We start from the raw sequence: 15,934 nt of genomic DNA on the forward strand, positions 1-15,934 counted from the left end.
GGGAAGAGGTAAAGATGAAGAATACAATACGGCAGGTGTTTCGCTCTCCCAGATTTGTAATAGGATTTACGATATTTTCTTTTATTCTGTTAACAGTTTTGATATATCCACTGATTTTTAGAGGAAATCCATTGCAAATGGTAGGTCTGGGCTCTTTCTTTAAGCCCGGAACTTATGTATCTACTTATGATGCAGTTGGTACAGAAGCAAAAACCATGAAATTACCGGATGCAGAGCAAAAGCGTTTATTAACCAAATTAAATGATGAAGACCGCGTATCCATGGTTCAATGGCTGACAGCTGCAGGCGTTTCTGCGGATCAGATTGATATGCAGGATACACAAGCGCTCTTAAAGTTATGGGAAGATACCTATGACCCTTCTATTAAGCCCAAAGGCATGACCATGGCTCAGCGTAATTATTATAAACGTCTGAATAGTAACTTGGAGAATGCAATCAATAATAATCAGATCATCATAGCCCAAAATAATGAGGAAACCAATACATTAGAGCAAAGTAAGGTAATTGCAGATACTGATTATGTGAATATTAAGGATATTGCCAATGTAAAACGGTTACCATTAGGTACGGATAATTTTGGGCGTGATGTATTAAAAGAACTTGTTTCTGCCACCGGCACTTCTATACTGATTGGTCTGATAGCAGGTGTTATTGCAACTTTTATTGGGTTGTCCTTAGGTCTTCTAGCCGGTTATCTAGGCGGAATCGTTGATGACATTATTATGTTTATTACCAATATCTTTACGGTAATTCCTTCCTTTGTACTTTTAATACTGATTTCCTACAGTATCAGTCAGGATCAAAGAGGTGCCACGACGGTAGCAATTGTAATTGGTATGACTTCCTGGGTATGGACCACAAGGTCTGTACGTTCCCAGGTTATCTCCTTAAGAAACAGGGATCACGTAAATTTGAGTAAACTTTCTGGTCATAGTTTAATAAGAATTATTATAACGGATATTCTTCCGTATATTGCTTCTTATGTGGTTATGGCATTGATTTTACAGATATCCACAGCTATACTTGCTGAGGCACAGCTTTCCATGCTCGGCCTTGGACCAAAAACAACAGAGATACCGACGTTAGGACTTATGATGAACTGGGCTATGCTCTATTCCGCTCATTTAAATGGTTCCTGGTGGGCATATTTCCCGGTAATTCTTACCATTGCCCTGGTATCATTCTCACTTAATTTGATGAATACCGGTCTCGATCAGGTGTTCAATCCCACTTTAAGAGACTAGGAGGCCGGTTATGGGAAAGAAAATTCTTGAGGTTAAAGAACTTACAACAAAATATATTACAAGGTTCGGTGAGGATGTTTACGCCGTTGACCATGTATCCCTTGCCATTGAGGAAGGAAAGTCATTAGGTATTGCAGGTGAATCCGGCTGCGGCAAATCCACCCTGGCACTTAGTCTGATGGGGTATTATTTTCCGCCCCTTCATTATACCAGCGGAGATATTATAGTTGATGGCAAGAATATATCCACCATGAAGCCGGACGCGATCCGTAAATCGGTACTTGGTACGGAGATTGCGTATATTCCCCAGGCTGCTATGAATGCTCTGAATCCGACACAAAAAATAATCCGGTTTATTGAGGATGTTGTTCGGGTGCATCACCCAAAGATGCCCAAAAAAGAAATTTATGATAGTGCCAGAAAGCGTTTTGAAGAGCTTGGTTTACCGGCTTCGGTGCTGGAAAAGCATGCGGTGGAACTTTCAGGTGGTATGAAACAGCGTACGGTAATTGCGATCTCTACCATACTTTCTCCGAAGGTTTTAATTGCAGATGAACCTTCCAGTGCTCTTGACGTAACCAGCCAGAAGATGGTTATCAAGATGCTTCGTAACTTAATGGATAAAGGCTATATTAAGTCTATGATATTTATTACACATGAGCTGCCGCTGCTTTATAATGTTACCGATGACATTATGGTAATGTATGCCGGGCAGATTGTTGAAAAAGGAACGGCAAAAGAAATGGTATTTGAGCCTGTCCATCCCTATTCCCAGGGGCTTATGGGATCTATTATAGTTCCGGAGGCAGGAACCCGCGATGTAAAACTTACTGCAATACCGGGCACTCCGCCAAACTTAAAGAAGCCGCCGTCAGGCTGCCGTTTTGCCGAACGCTGCAAGTATGTGACTAATGAATGCAGAGCGATTTCGGTAGGTTTAAAAGAATTTGGAGACGACCGCAGTTACCGTTGTATCATGGACGTTGATAAACTGAGGGAGGGCTATAAACATGAATAATGCAAAACCTGATAAAAGACCTTTATGTTTAAGCGGAAAAGGGGTAACGAAGATTTTTGGTTTTGGTGATAAGAAAACCGTTGCAGTAGATCATGTGGATTTTGAATTTCATGTAGGGGAACTGATATCCATCGTAGGAGAGTCCGGCAGCGGCAAGACCACTCTTAGTAAAATGCTCCTCGCTCTTAGTAATGAATCAGAAGGGCAGATATTTTTCCAGGGAAAACCCCGGGATGTCCATACCCGTAAAAGTAAGAAAAAATACTGGCAGGATATCCAGGCTATATTCCAGGATCCCTTTTCGTCCTATAATGTATTTGCCAAGATAGATACCGTACTTCTAGACTGCATTAATATGCGCGGTGGAAAAGGGCTATCTATGGACAAAAAAATTGAGATGATGACCGAAGCCTGCAGCTTTGTTAATCTTAAGTTTGCAGAGCTGACCAATAAGTATCCCTTTGAATTATCCGGAGGGCAGATGCAGCGTCTAATGATAGCACGTATTTTCCTTCTAAAACCTAAAATCCTTCTGGCAGATGAACCCACCTCCATGATCGATGCTTGTTCCAGAGCTACCATTCTTGATATGCTTTTGCACTTACGGGATGAAATCGGTATGACCATCATATTTATTACCCATGACATTGGTCTTGCTTATTATATTTCAGACAGCGTATATATTATGGAGCATGGTAAATTTGTGGAGAGCGGTACGGCAGATGAGGTAATACTACATCCGAAAGCAGAATATACCAAACGCTTAATCAGCGATGTTCCTAAGATTTATGAGGAATGGGATTTAACAACCGTTTAACCTGCACATAACGAAAACTGCCCACCTAGCAGTTTCCCAGGATCTGGTCCTTGCATATATTGCGAGAGACCAGATCCTTTTTTTAATTTATAAAATAACTACTTGACATAGTTAGTCTATAAATTAAAAAGCCTTCCAGGCAGGATGCGCATGACGCACTTAAGGAAGATTGTCACTGTCGTGACAGCGCTTCAGTGCTAGAGTCTGGCTCGCCAGACTCTTTGCTCTGAAATAGGGAAATACGTCTCTTTACATAAAAAAACGCTCCGCTATGGATGCGCAACTTGTGGAAAGGATGTTATTGCTGGCAAACCACTCGGGCACGAATGCATCAGTTTACTAGTAAAAATGCCCAGTTACAAAAAGCCTCTGTAGCAGAAAGGCTGCGAGGAGGCACATGCTTTAATAGAACGTAGAGAAACGGTCAGTCTGGCTGTGGATCAGACAAAGCATACATGGTAACAGGCTGTATCCATGTATTGGTTACCCCGGTCCTGCATATTATAATAGAAAAAGACAGTGGCGGATTACAGATAAGGATTAAGATGAGGGAGAAAAAGTGTAAATTCATTCTGTTTGGCATATTGATGGTTTTAACCTTAAGATTATGTTTTATAAATTACAAAGCCGTAACCGGCGTAACGATTGAGGAAAAAGGAAACGAGCCGGTGACTGTCTGGAATACGGATTCTGATGCACAACGCAAGGCGATTGTGGAAAATGAAAGAATAAGAGTGGATGTTGATACGAAGAAAAGCTATATGAAACTCTATCCGGATTTATATGTGGAAAGTATAAAACCTGTTATTTCTCTGGAGAAGAAAAAGATAGCTTATCTTTCTTTTGATGACGGTCCCAGCCATATAACAAGTGAAATATTGGATACCCTAAGTAACTATCAAGTAAAAGCTACTTTTTTCGTATTAGGCTGTACTATAACAGCAGAAGGGGAAGAATGCTTAAAAGAGATGGTAGAACAGGGTCATGCAATCGGAATACATACCTATTCCCATAATTATAAAAACATATACTCCTCCGTGGAAGCGTTTCTTAAGGACTTTTATCAGGATTATTTACTGATTTATGAAACAACAGGGATAAAGGTTAATATTTTCCGCTTTCCCTGGGGAAGTTATAATACTTATAACAAGGGTATTAGGGATGAATTGATTGCAGAAATGGAGCGCAGGGGGTTTACTTACTATGACTGGAACATAAGCGCGGAAGACTCTGTCGGCACCCCATCCGAATACCGGATTAAGAGTAATGTCCTTAAGGATCTGGATAGTTATCGTAATCCTATAATTTTGATGCATGATTCCTCTGTGAACAAGTTGACAGCAAAAACCTTGCCGGATATTTTGAAATCAATTCAGGAAAAGGGATATGTTTTTGATACCTTGAATCACCGAGAGCCCTATCAGTTTGGAAGGCATTAACTTAAAGTGTAATCACTTTCTATATATAACGGCATATATTAAAAGTGATAATATTTTTTAGGATAAAAGCTGAATGAAAATATAATAAGGAAAAGGAGTGCCCAGTCAAGATTCTTTCAGCTGTTTATTTTAGGCAGTATCACAGGTGAAACTGTGATATGCAAAAGGTGTAAATATGAATATAAAAGAATATTATATGAACAACGCAAAGTCCTTCTCATATTCGGATGCAAGGCAATTTCCAGGGGTCGGTCAAAGTTTTCGCACAAGCCCCAGAATATATCCGGCACAGATGGAAACCCAGTCACTTGGCAGCCTGCAGGTGAATTGTGTAACCCAGAATGGTTTCAGGCCGATCCCCGGTGCTACGGTAAGCATTGCTTATACCGGTGATCCCACCTCTGCGATAGAACAATTGACTACGGATGAGTTAGGACGTACTGAGCCCGTTGAGTTACCGGCACCTCCGTTGGAATACAGTCTGGATCAGACCATTTTCGAACAGCCTTATTCGGAATATACGGTAACAGTAACTGCGCCGGGGTATGAAACAGTTCAAGTATCCGGTACAGAGTTATTACCTACGGTAAATGCAGTTCAGCCAATACAGATGATTCCGGCTCCGGAAACTACCAGAGGGGAGCGTTTTGTAATACCGCCTCATACGCTTTATGGTGATTATCCCCCTAAAATAGCAGAGGCAGAGATCAAGCCAACGAATGAAACCGGTGAAATTGTATTAAGAGAAGTAGTGGTACCGGAGTTTGTTATTGTTCACGATGGACCGCCTACGGATACCTCAGCAGGAAATTACTATGAACGTTACAGAGATTATATCAAAAATGTTGCCTCCAGTGAAATCTATGCAACCTGGCCGGAATCAACCATAACTGCGAATATTTTAGCTATTATGTCCTTTACTTTGAACCGGGTATATACAGAATGGTATCGAAACCAAGGTTATAATTTTACCATTACCTCCTCCACTGCCTTTGACCATAAATGGATGAGGGGAAGAAATATCTACAGCAATATCGGTACGGCAGTGGATCAGGTATTTAATAATTATTTATCAAGGCCTAATGTACGGCAGCCTATTCTGACCCAGTACTGTGACGGCAGGAATGTAACCTGCCCGGGGTGGATGACCTTATGGTAACAGGGTAGGGTTTTGCTGTTTATTTGAAATAAATATCAAGTGTACCCTCCTGTCTGTTGATTACTATTTTTTCTATGATTGCTTTTAAGGCTTTATTCTTTGTCTGATTAGCCGCTTTGTCAGAAGTAAAAAGCTCATAAGCCGTTAGGATATGGCTGGAAGGGGTTACCTTGTCTTCAGCTTCATAAGTTTTTTCTAAGAGTTTTATTCGTTCTGTTAAGGCTTTCTGCTCTTTTTTTAGGTTGGATTTGCTTTCTTCGTATTCCTCTAAGGTATCGCTGCCGTTTATATAAGCGCTTTTAATTTTAGTTTCCTTAACAATTAATTTATCGAGCTGCTGTTTCAGCAAATCAAGCTCACCGGATTCTTTCCATATTCTTTTTTCAGCCCTGAACCATTCCAGGGTGTCTTGCATATAGGTCTGACCCAATACTTTTTCAAGAGTTTCTCTCATTACCGGCATAAGCATATTTTCTGATATGCTGTTGCTTACCGGGCATTTTCCCTTGGTATAACCGTTGCAGCAAAAGTTTAAGTACCTGGAATTTTTAACTTTAGAGGCGGTCATACTCTGTCCGCAGTTACTGCATTTTAATAGTCCTGATAACCAGTGCTTATATTCCGTAATGGGTCTTGCCTTACGTTTACTGGATCCTTCTGACTCCATTCTTGTCTGGGCAAGATCATATAATTCTTCTGAGATAATGGGTTTATGCTGTCCTTTTACAAGAATCCAATCTGAGGGATTCCTATTGGTCTTTGTGGCAGAACGGTTCTGATTCCAGCGGATATAACCCTTGTACATGGGGTTTTTTAGTATATATTCCACGGATCTGCGTTCAAAAGAGTTATTCTGTCTTGTTTTAAACCCATAAAGATTTAAAAATTTTGCTATCTGAAAGCAGCTCAGACCATCATAAGTATATTTTTCAAAAATTATTTTTATAATAGCTGCTTCTTCGGAGACAACAACAGGCAATTCCCCGGAATGCAGGATTTTGTATCCTAAAGGCGGATTAGCCTGATAACCACCTCGAAGGGCTTTTTCAGTCATACCCTTAATGACTTCATCGGCAAGGTTTAAAGAATAATATTCTGCCATAGCTTCCAGCATAGCTTCTAAAATTACACTGAATTTGTCGTCTTCGAGCTGCTCGGTAATGGATATTACCTTAATATCGCATTCCTTGCGCAGCAGGGATTTATACACGATGCTGTCTTCTCTGGACCGGCTGAATCTGTCGAACCGGTGGACTAAGATAATGTCAAAGGGCTTTGGCTTTTTTCTGGCAGCAGTTATCATCCTCATAAATTCCGGTCTTTTTTCCGCTTTTCGCCCTGATATTCCCTCATCTATAAAGATATGTTCATTTTTAACGGCTATCGTATTGGTTTTTGCATATTCAAGTAGTAATCGTTTCTGGGCATCGGGAGAATATTCCGCCTGATCTTCTGTACTGACACGGATATAGAGTGCCGCAGTCTGCATTTTTATCAGCTCCTTAGTTGATTATATTTTATGAAAACTGTAAAAATGCCCGTTTTAGCAATATGTACAAGTCCTGGGACATAAATTAGATCAGGAGGTGATAAGTATTAAGAAGGATATAAAAGGTAGGATTTATGTTAATATGGACGGGGAAATAAAATCCTGGGATACCTTATCAGAAGAAGTAAAAAAGGAAAAAGCAACTGCTCTTAATGATAGGGCACTAAGAGCAGCTGGTTATCTCCCGGTACAAAAACCACCTGAAACTACGAAACAGCCGGAGTAAGCCTGGTTATTGATTTTCTAGAGCCCATAAATGCTGGTTAATAAAATACGTTAAATTGATTCGTCTCTGGAGAATATCGGAGTTATATAAACAGCAATAAGTCATACAACCGTTCCCGGGCTTTGTAGAGCTTATAGAATCAATTCTGACCTTGCACACATTACCGTATAAATCCATAAGTCCCATGTATACCGGCAGGATTTTACCTTCGATATTAAACATTGCAATTACAGAAACCGGCTGATATTTTGAATAATCAATTGTTACATTTGGTGTATTGTTTGTTTCGAAAAATGGCATAAGCATCACCTCATTCTTAAAGTATAACAAACAAATGTTCGATAATCAATGGAAAGATAATACATTTTATAAGGAAAGCAGGTGATATATGATCAAAAAATCAAAAAAGAGAAGAGCAAGCACTAATTTTCTGCCATTTAGTAAAAAACTATTAGAGTATTCACGGTTTGAATGCTGGGTAATGACAGTGGCACTATTTTTCATGCAGGGGTTTGGGATTGACACCGGTAATCTCTATCAGGTCTGTTTAGCAGGTTGGGGCGGATATGCCGTTGCAAAGGCTTTATATTATAATATGGCCAAATCAGACCATCAGATTCAGCTGCTAAAGAAAATCGAGCCGGATGCCGCGGGTAAAATTAAGGATATAATAATTGAAAATACGGAAAAAATATTAAAAAGCAATATTGAAGAAGATATTGAGGATACGGAAAATTCAGGTATAGGAAAAATGGAAGTGAAGACGAATGAAGAGAAAACCAATTAATAGAATACATACCCTGTTGCGATACGGATGACCCAATGGGGTTCAAAAGATCTTGGTGATCAGGGACTTACGCCAATACAGATTCTTCGGAACTTTTACGGTTCCAATATGTATATTAATTCTGCCAATGAAGTTGCAGGAGTACCCTCCTCCTGGCCGGGTGCCAATTTAACAATTGGTTCCAGGGGTGACAGCGTAAGACAGATGCAGGAACAATTAAATGCTATTGCAAATGTATATACTGTAATACCCAAAGTTGCTGTAGATGGGGTCTTCGGTCCACAGACAGAAGAAGCGGTAAAAGCATTCCAACAGACCTTTGGTCTTCCCGCTAACGGAATTGTGGATTTACCAACCTGGTATCGGATTTCAGAACTTTATGTAGCGGTTACCAGAATAGCAGAATTACAATAAGCAATTAAAGCAAGACCCAAAAAGCGCAAATTCCTTGCTAGACTCGTCAAACAGTGTGCATTTTGAGTCTGAACCACCTGAAAAAGTCATAAGTGAATGATCAGACTCAGAATAAAGCACTTATGAAACATAGCATAATCATGCTTCAATTTGGCTTTAGGGCTGATTTTATCAAGTGTTTCTAAGTTTGTTAACTGCGAAGTTTGAGTGAGTAATAGGAATAATTGTAGGAAGCAGCCCTTGGCTATTGTGACTTAAAATGTGAGCTTACAAATACAGCGGACTTAATAATTTAAGGTATAGATTTATATATCTTAGATTATTAAGTCTTTATTTATTTGCATAAAAATCTTCTTATATTTATACAAACCAAGGGATAATATCATGGAGAATCCGCCTTTCACACGATTTACTTCAACAGAACCGTCTTAACTAGAAAGAAAAGGCAGGTAAACGAATTTTCACCTTTTTTCTCACGGTAAGGTCACTTTGAAAAAACCGAACATTTTGCTTGATTAAATTCTATTAATATCTTATAATTATAAACAAAAAGTGAATAATAATTAATTTGAATTAAATTGAAAATAAGTGTTGCATTTTAAATAAAGATATGATAGAATTTTGACAATTTGGGTATCAGTAGACTTGGCAGGTGAATAAAGTTATAAAGCACAGGATGAATACTTGATTATGCGGGTAATATAACTTCACACGACCAGGCAGCAGTTACTTTAAAATGCACTACATTATTTGAAAGGGACAGGTGGAAGTTATGAAAGCTTTTCTAATACTGGAAGACGGTAATGTTTTCACAGGTAAAAGTATTGGTTCAACTAGGGATATGATTAGTGAAATAGTGTTCAACACCTCAATGACAGGATATCTGGAGGTGTTAACAGATCCCTCTTATGCAGGTCAGGCAGTTGTGATGACTTACCCGTTAATTGGAAATTACGGTATCTGCTATGAGGATATGGAATCAAAAAGACCATGGGTGGACGGATATATTGTAAGAGAAATTGCAAGGCGCCCAAGTAACTTCCGAAGTGAGGACAGCATTGAAACTTTTTTAACGGAAAAAGACATACCGGGAATCTCAGGAATCGATACCAGAGCCTTAACCAAGATTTTAAGGGAAAAAGGTACTATGAACGGTATGATTACGACCAATGAGAATTTTGTATTAGAGGAAGTCATTCAGAAGTTAAAAGGTCATCAGGTAACAAAGGTTGTTGAGAAGGTAACCTGCAAAGAGAAAAAGACTTATTATGCCAAGGAATTTGTACCAACCGATGCGGATAATGCAAGAAGCGGACTGAAAATTCATCCTTATAGAAAAGGTGATTTTAAAGTGGCATTACTGGATTACGGTTCCAAAGATAATATCAAAGACTGCTTATTAAAAAGAGGCTGTGATGTTACGATTTATCCAGCGCTTACCAAAGCAGAAGAAATCCTTGCAGAAAACCCGGACGGAATCATGTTGTCCAATGGCCCCGGAGATCCGAAGGAATGTGTGGAAATAATCGAAGAAATCAAAAAAATGTATGCAAGTAACGTCCCTATCTTTGCAATCTGTCTGGGTCATCAGTTAATGGCACTGGCCAATGGCGGGGATACCAAGAAACTAAAGTACGGACACAGAGGTGCCAATCATCCGGTGAAAGACTTAAAATCAGGCAGGGTATATATCTCCTCCCAGAATCACGGTTATGTAGTAGAAGACGGCTCCATGAGTGATTCTGTTGCAGAAAAGAGTTTTATTAATGCCAATGACGGAACAATAGAAGGATATCATTACTTAGGAAAGAATATATTTACGGTTCAGTTCCATCCAGAGGCCTGTGCAGGTCCCCAGGATTCAGAGTTCCTTTTCGATGAGTTTATTCAGATGATGGAGGTACAATAATGCCAAAGATTGAAAGCATCAAAAAAGTGTTGGTTATAGGCTCCGGTCCAATTATTATCGGACAGGCGGCAGAATTTGATTATGCAGGCACTCAGGCCTGCCGTTCCTTAAAAGAGGAAGGTATCTGCGTTATATTGGTTAACTCAAATCCTGCAACAATTATGACGGATAAAGATATTGCAGATATCGTATACATTGAACCCTTAACACCAGATATGGTAAAGAAGATCATATTAAAAGAAAAACCGGACAGTGTCCTTCCTACCCTTGGTGGTCAGGCAGCTTTAAATATTGCAATGGAATTAGAAGAATCCGGTTTCTTAAAAGATAATGATGTAAGATTAATTGGTACCACTTCAGAAACCATAAAAAAAGCAGAGGATCGTCTGGAATTTAAAACTACCATGGAAAAAATCGGTGAGCCTTGTGCGCCAAGTACAGTAGTAACAACGGTAGGGGAAGCGGTAGCCTTTGCAGAAACCATTGGTTATCCCGTAGTAGTACGTCCGGCTTATACCTTAGGGGGCAGCGGCGGCGGAATTGCTCAGAATGAAGAGCATTTAAAAGAAATCTGTACCAACGGACTTCGATTAAGCCGTGTTGGACAGTGCCTTATTGAACGCTGTATTGCAGGCTGGAAGGAAATCGAATATGAGGTAATGAGGGATAAACAAGGCAACTGCATCACCGTATGTAATATGGAAAATATTGATCCGGTAGGCGTACATACCGGTGACAGCATCGTTGTAGCACCTTCACAGACCCTTTCTGATAAAGAATATCAGATGTTAAGATCCTCGGCACTAAATATTATAACTGAACTAAATATTACCGGCGGCTGTAATGTACAGTATGCCCTCCATCCGGATACCTTTGAATATTGCGTAATTGAAGTTAATCCAAGGGTAAGCCGTTCTTCCGCTCTGGCTTCTAAAGCTACAGGCTACCCCATCGCCAAGGTTGCTGCCAAGATTGCACTTGGTTATAACCTGGATGAAATCCAGAATGTAATAACCGGCAAAACTTATGCCAGCTTTGAACCAGCCCTTGACTATGTGGTTGTTAAAATACCGAAATGGCCTTTTGATAAATTCATTATGGCAAAGAGAACCCTGACCACCCAGATGAAAGCTACCGGTGAGGTTATGAGTATCTGCACCAATTTTGAAGGAGCTTTAATGAAGGCACTTCGTTCCCTGGAACAAAATATTTACAGCCTCTCTTATGGTAATTATGATCAATATCCCATTGATGAAATCCGAGAAAAATTATATCAGATCGATGACAGACGATTATTTGTTATAGCAGAAGCCCTTCGCAGGGGAATTTCCTATGATGAAATATTTGATATAACTAAAATAGATAGATGGTTCTTAGATAAAATCGCTGTTTTAGTTGAGCTGGAACAGGATTTAAAGAACAAGCCTTTGACGAAAGAATTACTGGAAGAAGCGAAAAGACTGGAATTCCCGGATCGGGTTATCGCAGAATTTGCCGGTAAGACCTTAGAAGAAGTTAAGAATCTCCGTAAAAAAGAATACGGAATCATACCTGCATATAAGATGGTGGATACCTGTGCGGCAGAATTTGAGGCCAGTACCCCTTATTATTACTCCTGCTTTGGCAGTGTTAATGAAGTAGAGCCAGTTAATAATAAGAAAAAAGTAATGGTTTTAGGTTCCGGTCCCATCCGTATCGGTCAGGGTATTGAATTTGACTATTGCTCCGTACACAGCGTATGGGCTTTAAGAAAAGCAGGCTATGAAACCATAATTGTCAATAACAATCCGGAAACCGTGAGTACGGACTTTGATATAGCGGATAAGTTATATTTTGAACCTTTAACTCCAGAAGATGTGGAAAGCATTGTAGACTTAGAACATCCGGACGGTGCAGTTGTACAGTTTGGGGGACAGACAGCCATCAAATTAACGGAAGCCCTATTAAAAATGGGAGTTCCTATCCTTGGAACCTCGGCTGAGAATGTAGATGCAGCAGAAGACAGGGAATTATTTGATGCTATCCTGGAAGAATGCTGTATTCCAAGACCTGCCGGTAAGACCGTATTTACTACGGAGGAAGCAATTGCAGTTGCGAATGAGTTAGGCTACCCCGTATTAGTAAGACCTTCTTATGTACTTGGAGGACAGGGAATGCAGATTGCCATCTCCGATGAAGATATCAGAGAGTTTATGGCAATTATTAATATCAATGTGCAGGAACATCCGATTCTGGTAGATAAGTATTTAATGGGCAAGGAAGTAGAAGTAGATGCCGTATGTGATGGTAAAGATATTTTAATCCCGGGAATCATGGAACACGTAGAGCGTGCCGGTATTCACTCCGGTGACAGTATCTCCGTATATCCGGCTCAGAATATTACTGAACGGCTCACCAATGTAATTGTTGACTATACGAGAAAACTGGCAAAATCCCTGAATGTAATCGGCCTGATCAATATCCAGTTCATCCTGTATCAGGATGAAGTATATGTAATCGAGGTAAATCCCCGTTCCAGCCGTACGGTTCCTTATATCAGTAAAGTAACCGGTATCCCCATTGTAGGACTTGCTTCCCGCGTTATACTGGGTGAAAAGATTAAAGATTTAGGTTTTGGAACCGGACTGGCGCCAAGTGCGGATTATATTGCCATCAAGATGCCGGTATTCTCCTTTGAAAAATTACACGGCGCTGATATCAGCCTTGGACCGGAGATGAAGTCCACCGGCGAATGCTTAGGAATTGCCAAGACTTTTAATGAAGCATTATACAAAGCCTTTTTAGGTGCTGGCATCAATCTTCCTAAACACAAGAAGATGATTATGACCGTTAAAGATGCGGATAAATTGGAATCTGTGGAAGTCGGCAGAAGATTTAAGGCTCTTGGCTATGAAATCTATGCAACCAGAAGCACTGCAAAATTCTTAAATGAGAATGGAGTAGAAGCAATCCCGGTTAACAAGCTGGATAAAGAAGCACCAACCATTATTGATTTGATTCTTGGACATGAGATTGATCTGGTTATCGATACCCCGACACAGGGACGGGATAAATCAAGAGATGGTTTCTTAATCCGCCGTACCTCTATAGAAACCGGTGTAACCTGCTTAACCTCTCTGGATACAGCCAATGCCCTGCTAACCAGTTTAGAAAATGCAGATATGGAGAATATTTCATTAATTGATATAGCAAAATTATAGATTATTTATTCAACCTTCGCGGTTATTTTGTATTAATACTTGATAAAATCAGCACCTAAGTTAACCTAGAAAGCATTGATTATGCTATCAATTTAGATTTAGACCTGATTTTATCAAGTGTTTTTAAGTTTATTTACTGCGAAGTTTGTGCATTGAAGACGTCATTCTATATTAGGAATGATATGTGGAAAGCTGCTGTAATTCTAGCTTATTATCTTTATAGCCTGAATTTACAGCAGCTTTCTTATACAATAGAGTCTGACAAGCACAAACTCTTTGACATCTGTCCGGTAAATTAAATATATCCGTAAGGATTTTACTTACCCGGCGGTCTCTCCTCTTAAACTGTTAAAGGAATTATAGATATCCAGGATACCGTAACCCCATTCCCTGTTTGGATAGACGTTATTCGGGGCTCTTCTGGCCCCACGGATTAACAGATTTTTAATTTCCACGCTGTCAAGCTGGGTATAATTGCCCTCTACAATTCCCCATTCGAGTATCATAGCTGCGATACCTGCTGTGTGGGCAGCAGCCACACTGGTACCTGACATAGTAGTATAGGTATTGCCAGGGGCAGGACCAACAAGATTGACTCCCGGTGCAGCAAGGTCAGGACTTATATTTTCTGTTCTGGTAAAGCCTCTGCTGGCATTGATATAAAGGCTCTGATTCGTATAATCATATGCTGTTAATATAATTGGTACGATGGTATTGCCGGGTGAAGTAAGAGTAGTTTCCGGTGTTGCCTGGGTAAAATAAGTCTGGTCACTGATAAAATTTGATATAGGAAGCCAAATATTAAACCTTGAATCCAAATCAATGTTTGAATAGACCCGAAATCTCCAGATACCCTCCGTGGGAGCACGAAACCTCAGCAAAATAAGCTGATCGCCTGTTTGTGCTTCTACAATCTGGTAATCCACATAGATTACGGTTTCTTCGAAAATAAAACGGATTACCCTGGTTTCACCTATTCTGGCCGGAATTCTCGGAATGAATTCACCGGTGGGTGAAAGGATATCTATGGAAAAGGTGCTGGGGGCATTACCCCATAATTCCATTGAAAATCCGGTTTCATTTGGTCCGACCCTTAACTCTACAGTTTGGTATTCACTGCCTCTGGTAATAGTCCCCTGAAAATGGTGACCCCGATTTCCTTCATTACCCCCTGCGATGGATACGCCAATCCCGCTTAAATCTGCAACTGCAGAAAGGTAAGTACTTAATACGCCTCTTTCGTCATGGGCACCCTGGGAAGTACCAAATCCAATACAGATGGATAAAGGTCTCATTAACCGGTTCGCCACAGCCAGCAGATAATTAATGCCTAACATGATGTCGGTTTCCTGATAGCACACCGCATCCTGAGGAATAAAAAAGAAATTTCGGATGAACTGCTTTGCCTGCCTTAATTTTACTACTACAATATCGGCAAAGGGAACAACTCCCGCGAAATTATTTTCCAAACTATCGGTACCAGCAACGATACCGGTTAAAAAAGTACCATGGCCATTCTCATCGGTAGTTGGTACTACGGAGAGAGGATCGGAATTTTGGAGGGCAAGGTTTATCTGTTCCTGAGTATATTCAGACCCATAATAAAAGCCCTCCGGCGACTGTCCAGTCTGGATTGTCTGATCCCATATGGAATATATTTTGGTGGTGCCGTCTGCATTTTTAAAGGCATTATGTGTATAATCAATACCCGTATCGATCATGCCTACTAACACACCTTCTCCGCGAAGATTGAAACCAGGTACATTTCGAATTCTCGTAACCCCGGAAGCTTCCAGACTACCGGTATCCATTAAACCAAAGCAACTTGGAAAAATGCCGTAGCCATGTGTCTGAATCAGATTATCAGGAACACTGCCAATTGGGACATAAACAACAGCATGAGTCGTATTAAGGGCTGCAAAACAGGTATTTGGGATAGTCGTTAGCTGATTCAGTGACTGCCCAAACTCTACAATAAATTCTGCATAATCTTCACTGGTGGCATATTCCCTGCAATTTTGATCCAAGGTCATCATCTCCTATATAGAATTCATTAATTAAATATATGAATAAATATCTTTATTATTCTAAATTACCGTAAGGCCGCGCTGTATAATAGGAGCTTGTGTTTACAGCCTGTATCAGCGGCGT

General features: G+C 40.1%; 11 protein-coding genes and 2 pseudogenes. 10 read left to right on the forward strand and 3 right to left on the reverse strand.

The features are described 5' to 3' along the window. The first annotated feature begins 14 nt into the window (after positions 1–14). From QA584_RS09940 to QA584_RS09960, 5 genes and pseudogenes are all read left to right on the forward strand, one after another. Positions 15–1,265 carry an ABC transporter permease gene (locus QA584_RS09940; RefSeq protein ID WP_278274364.1) on the forward strand — a complete coding sequence of 417 codons (1,251 nt, stop codon included), beginning with the start codon at positions 15–17 and terminating at the stop codon, positions 1,263–1,265. A gap of 10 nt (positions 1,266–1,275) precedes the next feature. Beyond that, entirely contained in the window at positions 1,276–2,283 is a 1,008-nt protein-coding gene (locus QA584_RS09945; RefSeq protein WP_278274365.1) for an ABC transporter ATP-binding protein, read from the forward strand. After that, positions 2,276–3,100: an ABC transporter ATP-binding protein gene (locus QA584_RS09950; RefSeq protein WP_278274366.1), complete on the forward strand. Its 825-nt coding sequence runs from the start codon at positions 2,276–2,278 to the stop codon at positions 3,098–3,100. Before QA584_RS09945 ends, QA584_RS09950 begins: the two co-directional genes overlap by 8 nt. A 455-nt stretch (positions 3,101–3,555) precedes the next feature. Continuing rightward, positions 3,556–4,539, forward strand: a complete 984-nt coding sequence (locus QA584_RS09955; RefSeq protein ID WP_278274367.1) for a polysaccharide deacetylase family protein — start codon at positions 3,556–3,558, stop codon at positions 4,537–4,539. Between the two features lie 292 nt (positions 4,540–4,831). Then, a pseudogene (locus QA584_RS09960) lies at positions 4,832–5,695 on the forward strand (carboxypeptidase-like regulatory domain-containing protein); the annotation flags it as partial. A 22-nt stretch (positions 5,696–5,717) separates the two neighbouring features. Here QA584_RS09960 and QA584_RS09965 read toward each other — a convergent pair. Next, on the reverse strand, positions 5,718–7,187 hold the full coding sequence (locus QA584_RS09965) for a recombinase family protein (protein WP_278274368.1): 1,470 nt from the start codon (positions 7,185–7,187) through the stop codon (positions 5,718–5,720). A gap of 142 nt (positions 7,188–7,329) precedes the next feature. Between QA584_RS09965 and QA584_RS09970 the strand changes: the two genes are divergently transcribed. Continuing rightward, the gene (locus tag QA584_RS09970) at positions 7,330–7,473 is read left to right on the forward strand and encodes a hypothetical protein (protein WP_278274369.1); all 144 of its coding nucleotides are present in this window, start codon (positions 7,330–7,332) and stop codon (positions 7,471–7,473) included. 6 nt (positions 7,474–7,479) lie between these two features. On the opposite strand, the gene QA584_RS09975 is transcribed toward QA584_RS09970, so the two are convergent. After that, the gene (locus tag QA584_RS09975) at positions 7,480–7,773 is read right to left on the reverse strand and encodes a hypothetical protein (protein ID WP_278274370.1); all 294 of its coding nucleotides are present in this window, start codon (positions 7,771–7,773) and stop codon (positions 7,480–7,482) included. 88 nt (positions 7,774–7,861) lie between these two features. Here QA584_RS09975 and QA584_RS09980 point away from each other — a divergent pair, with 88 nt between their 5' ends. The 4 genes and pseudogenes from QA584_RS09980 (at position 7,862) to carB (ending at position 13,783) form a co-directional block, all read left to right on the forward strand. After that, positions 7,862–8,260: a hypothetical protein gene (locus tag QA584_RS09980; protein WP_278274371.1), complete on the forward strand. Its 399-nt coding sequence runs from the start codon at positions 7,862–7,864 to the stop codon at positions 8,258–8,260. Between the two features lie 27 nt (positions 8,261–8,287). Continuing rightward, positions 8,288–8,674 (forward strand): annotated as a pseudogene (locus QA584_RS09985) (peptidoglycan-binding domain-containing protein); the annotation flags it as partial. A 772-nt stretch (positions 8,675–9,446) separates the two neighbouring features. Further along, positions 9,447–10,583 carry a carbamoyl phosphate synthase small subunit gene (locus tag QA584_RS09990; RefSeq protein ID WP_278274372.1) on the forward strand — a complete coding sequence of 379 codons (1,137 nt, stop codon included), beginning with the start codon at positions 9,447–9,449 and terminating at the stop codon, positions 10,581–10,583. Then, the gene (gene carB, locus QA584_RS09995) at positions 10,583–13,783 is read left to right on the forward strand and encodes a carbamoyl-phosphate synthase large subunit (RefSeq protein ID WP_278274373.1); all 3,201 of its coding nucleotides are present in this window, start codon (positions 10,583–10,585) and stop codon (positions 13,781–13,783) included. Before QA584_RS09990 ends, carB begins: the two co-directional genes overlap by 1 nt. A 320-nt stretch (positions 13,784–14,103) precedes the next feature. Here the strand turns inward: carB and QA584_RS10000 are convergent, their stop codons facing one another. After that, a complete protein-coding gene (locus tag QA584_RS10000) occupies positions 14,104–15,810 on the reverse strand; it encodes a S8 family peptidase (protein ID WP_278274374.1) in 1,707 nt (568 codons plus the stop codon). Positions 15,811–15,934 lie beyond the last annotated feature (124 nt).

This window comes from Anaerocolumna sp. AGMB13025 (assembly GCF_029689925.1).
Lineage (GTDB): Bacteria > Bacillota > Clostridia > Lachnospirales > Lachnospiraceae > Anaerocolumna.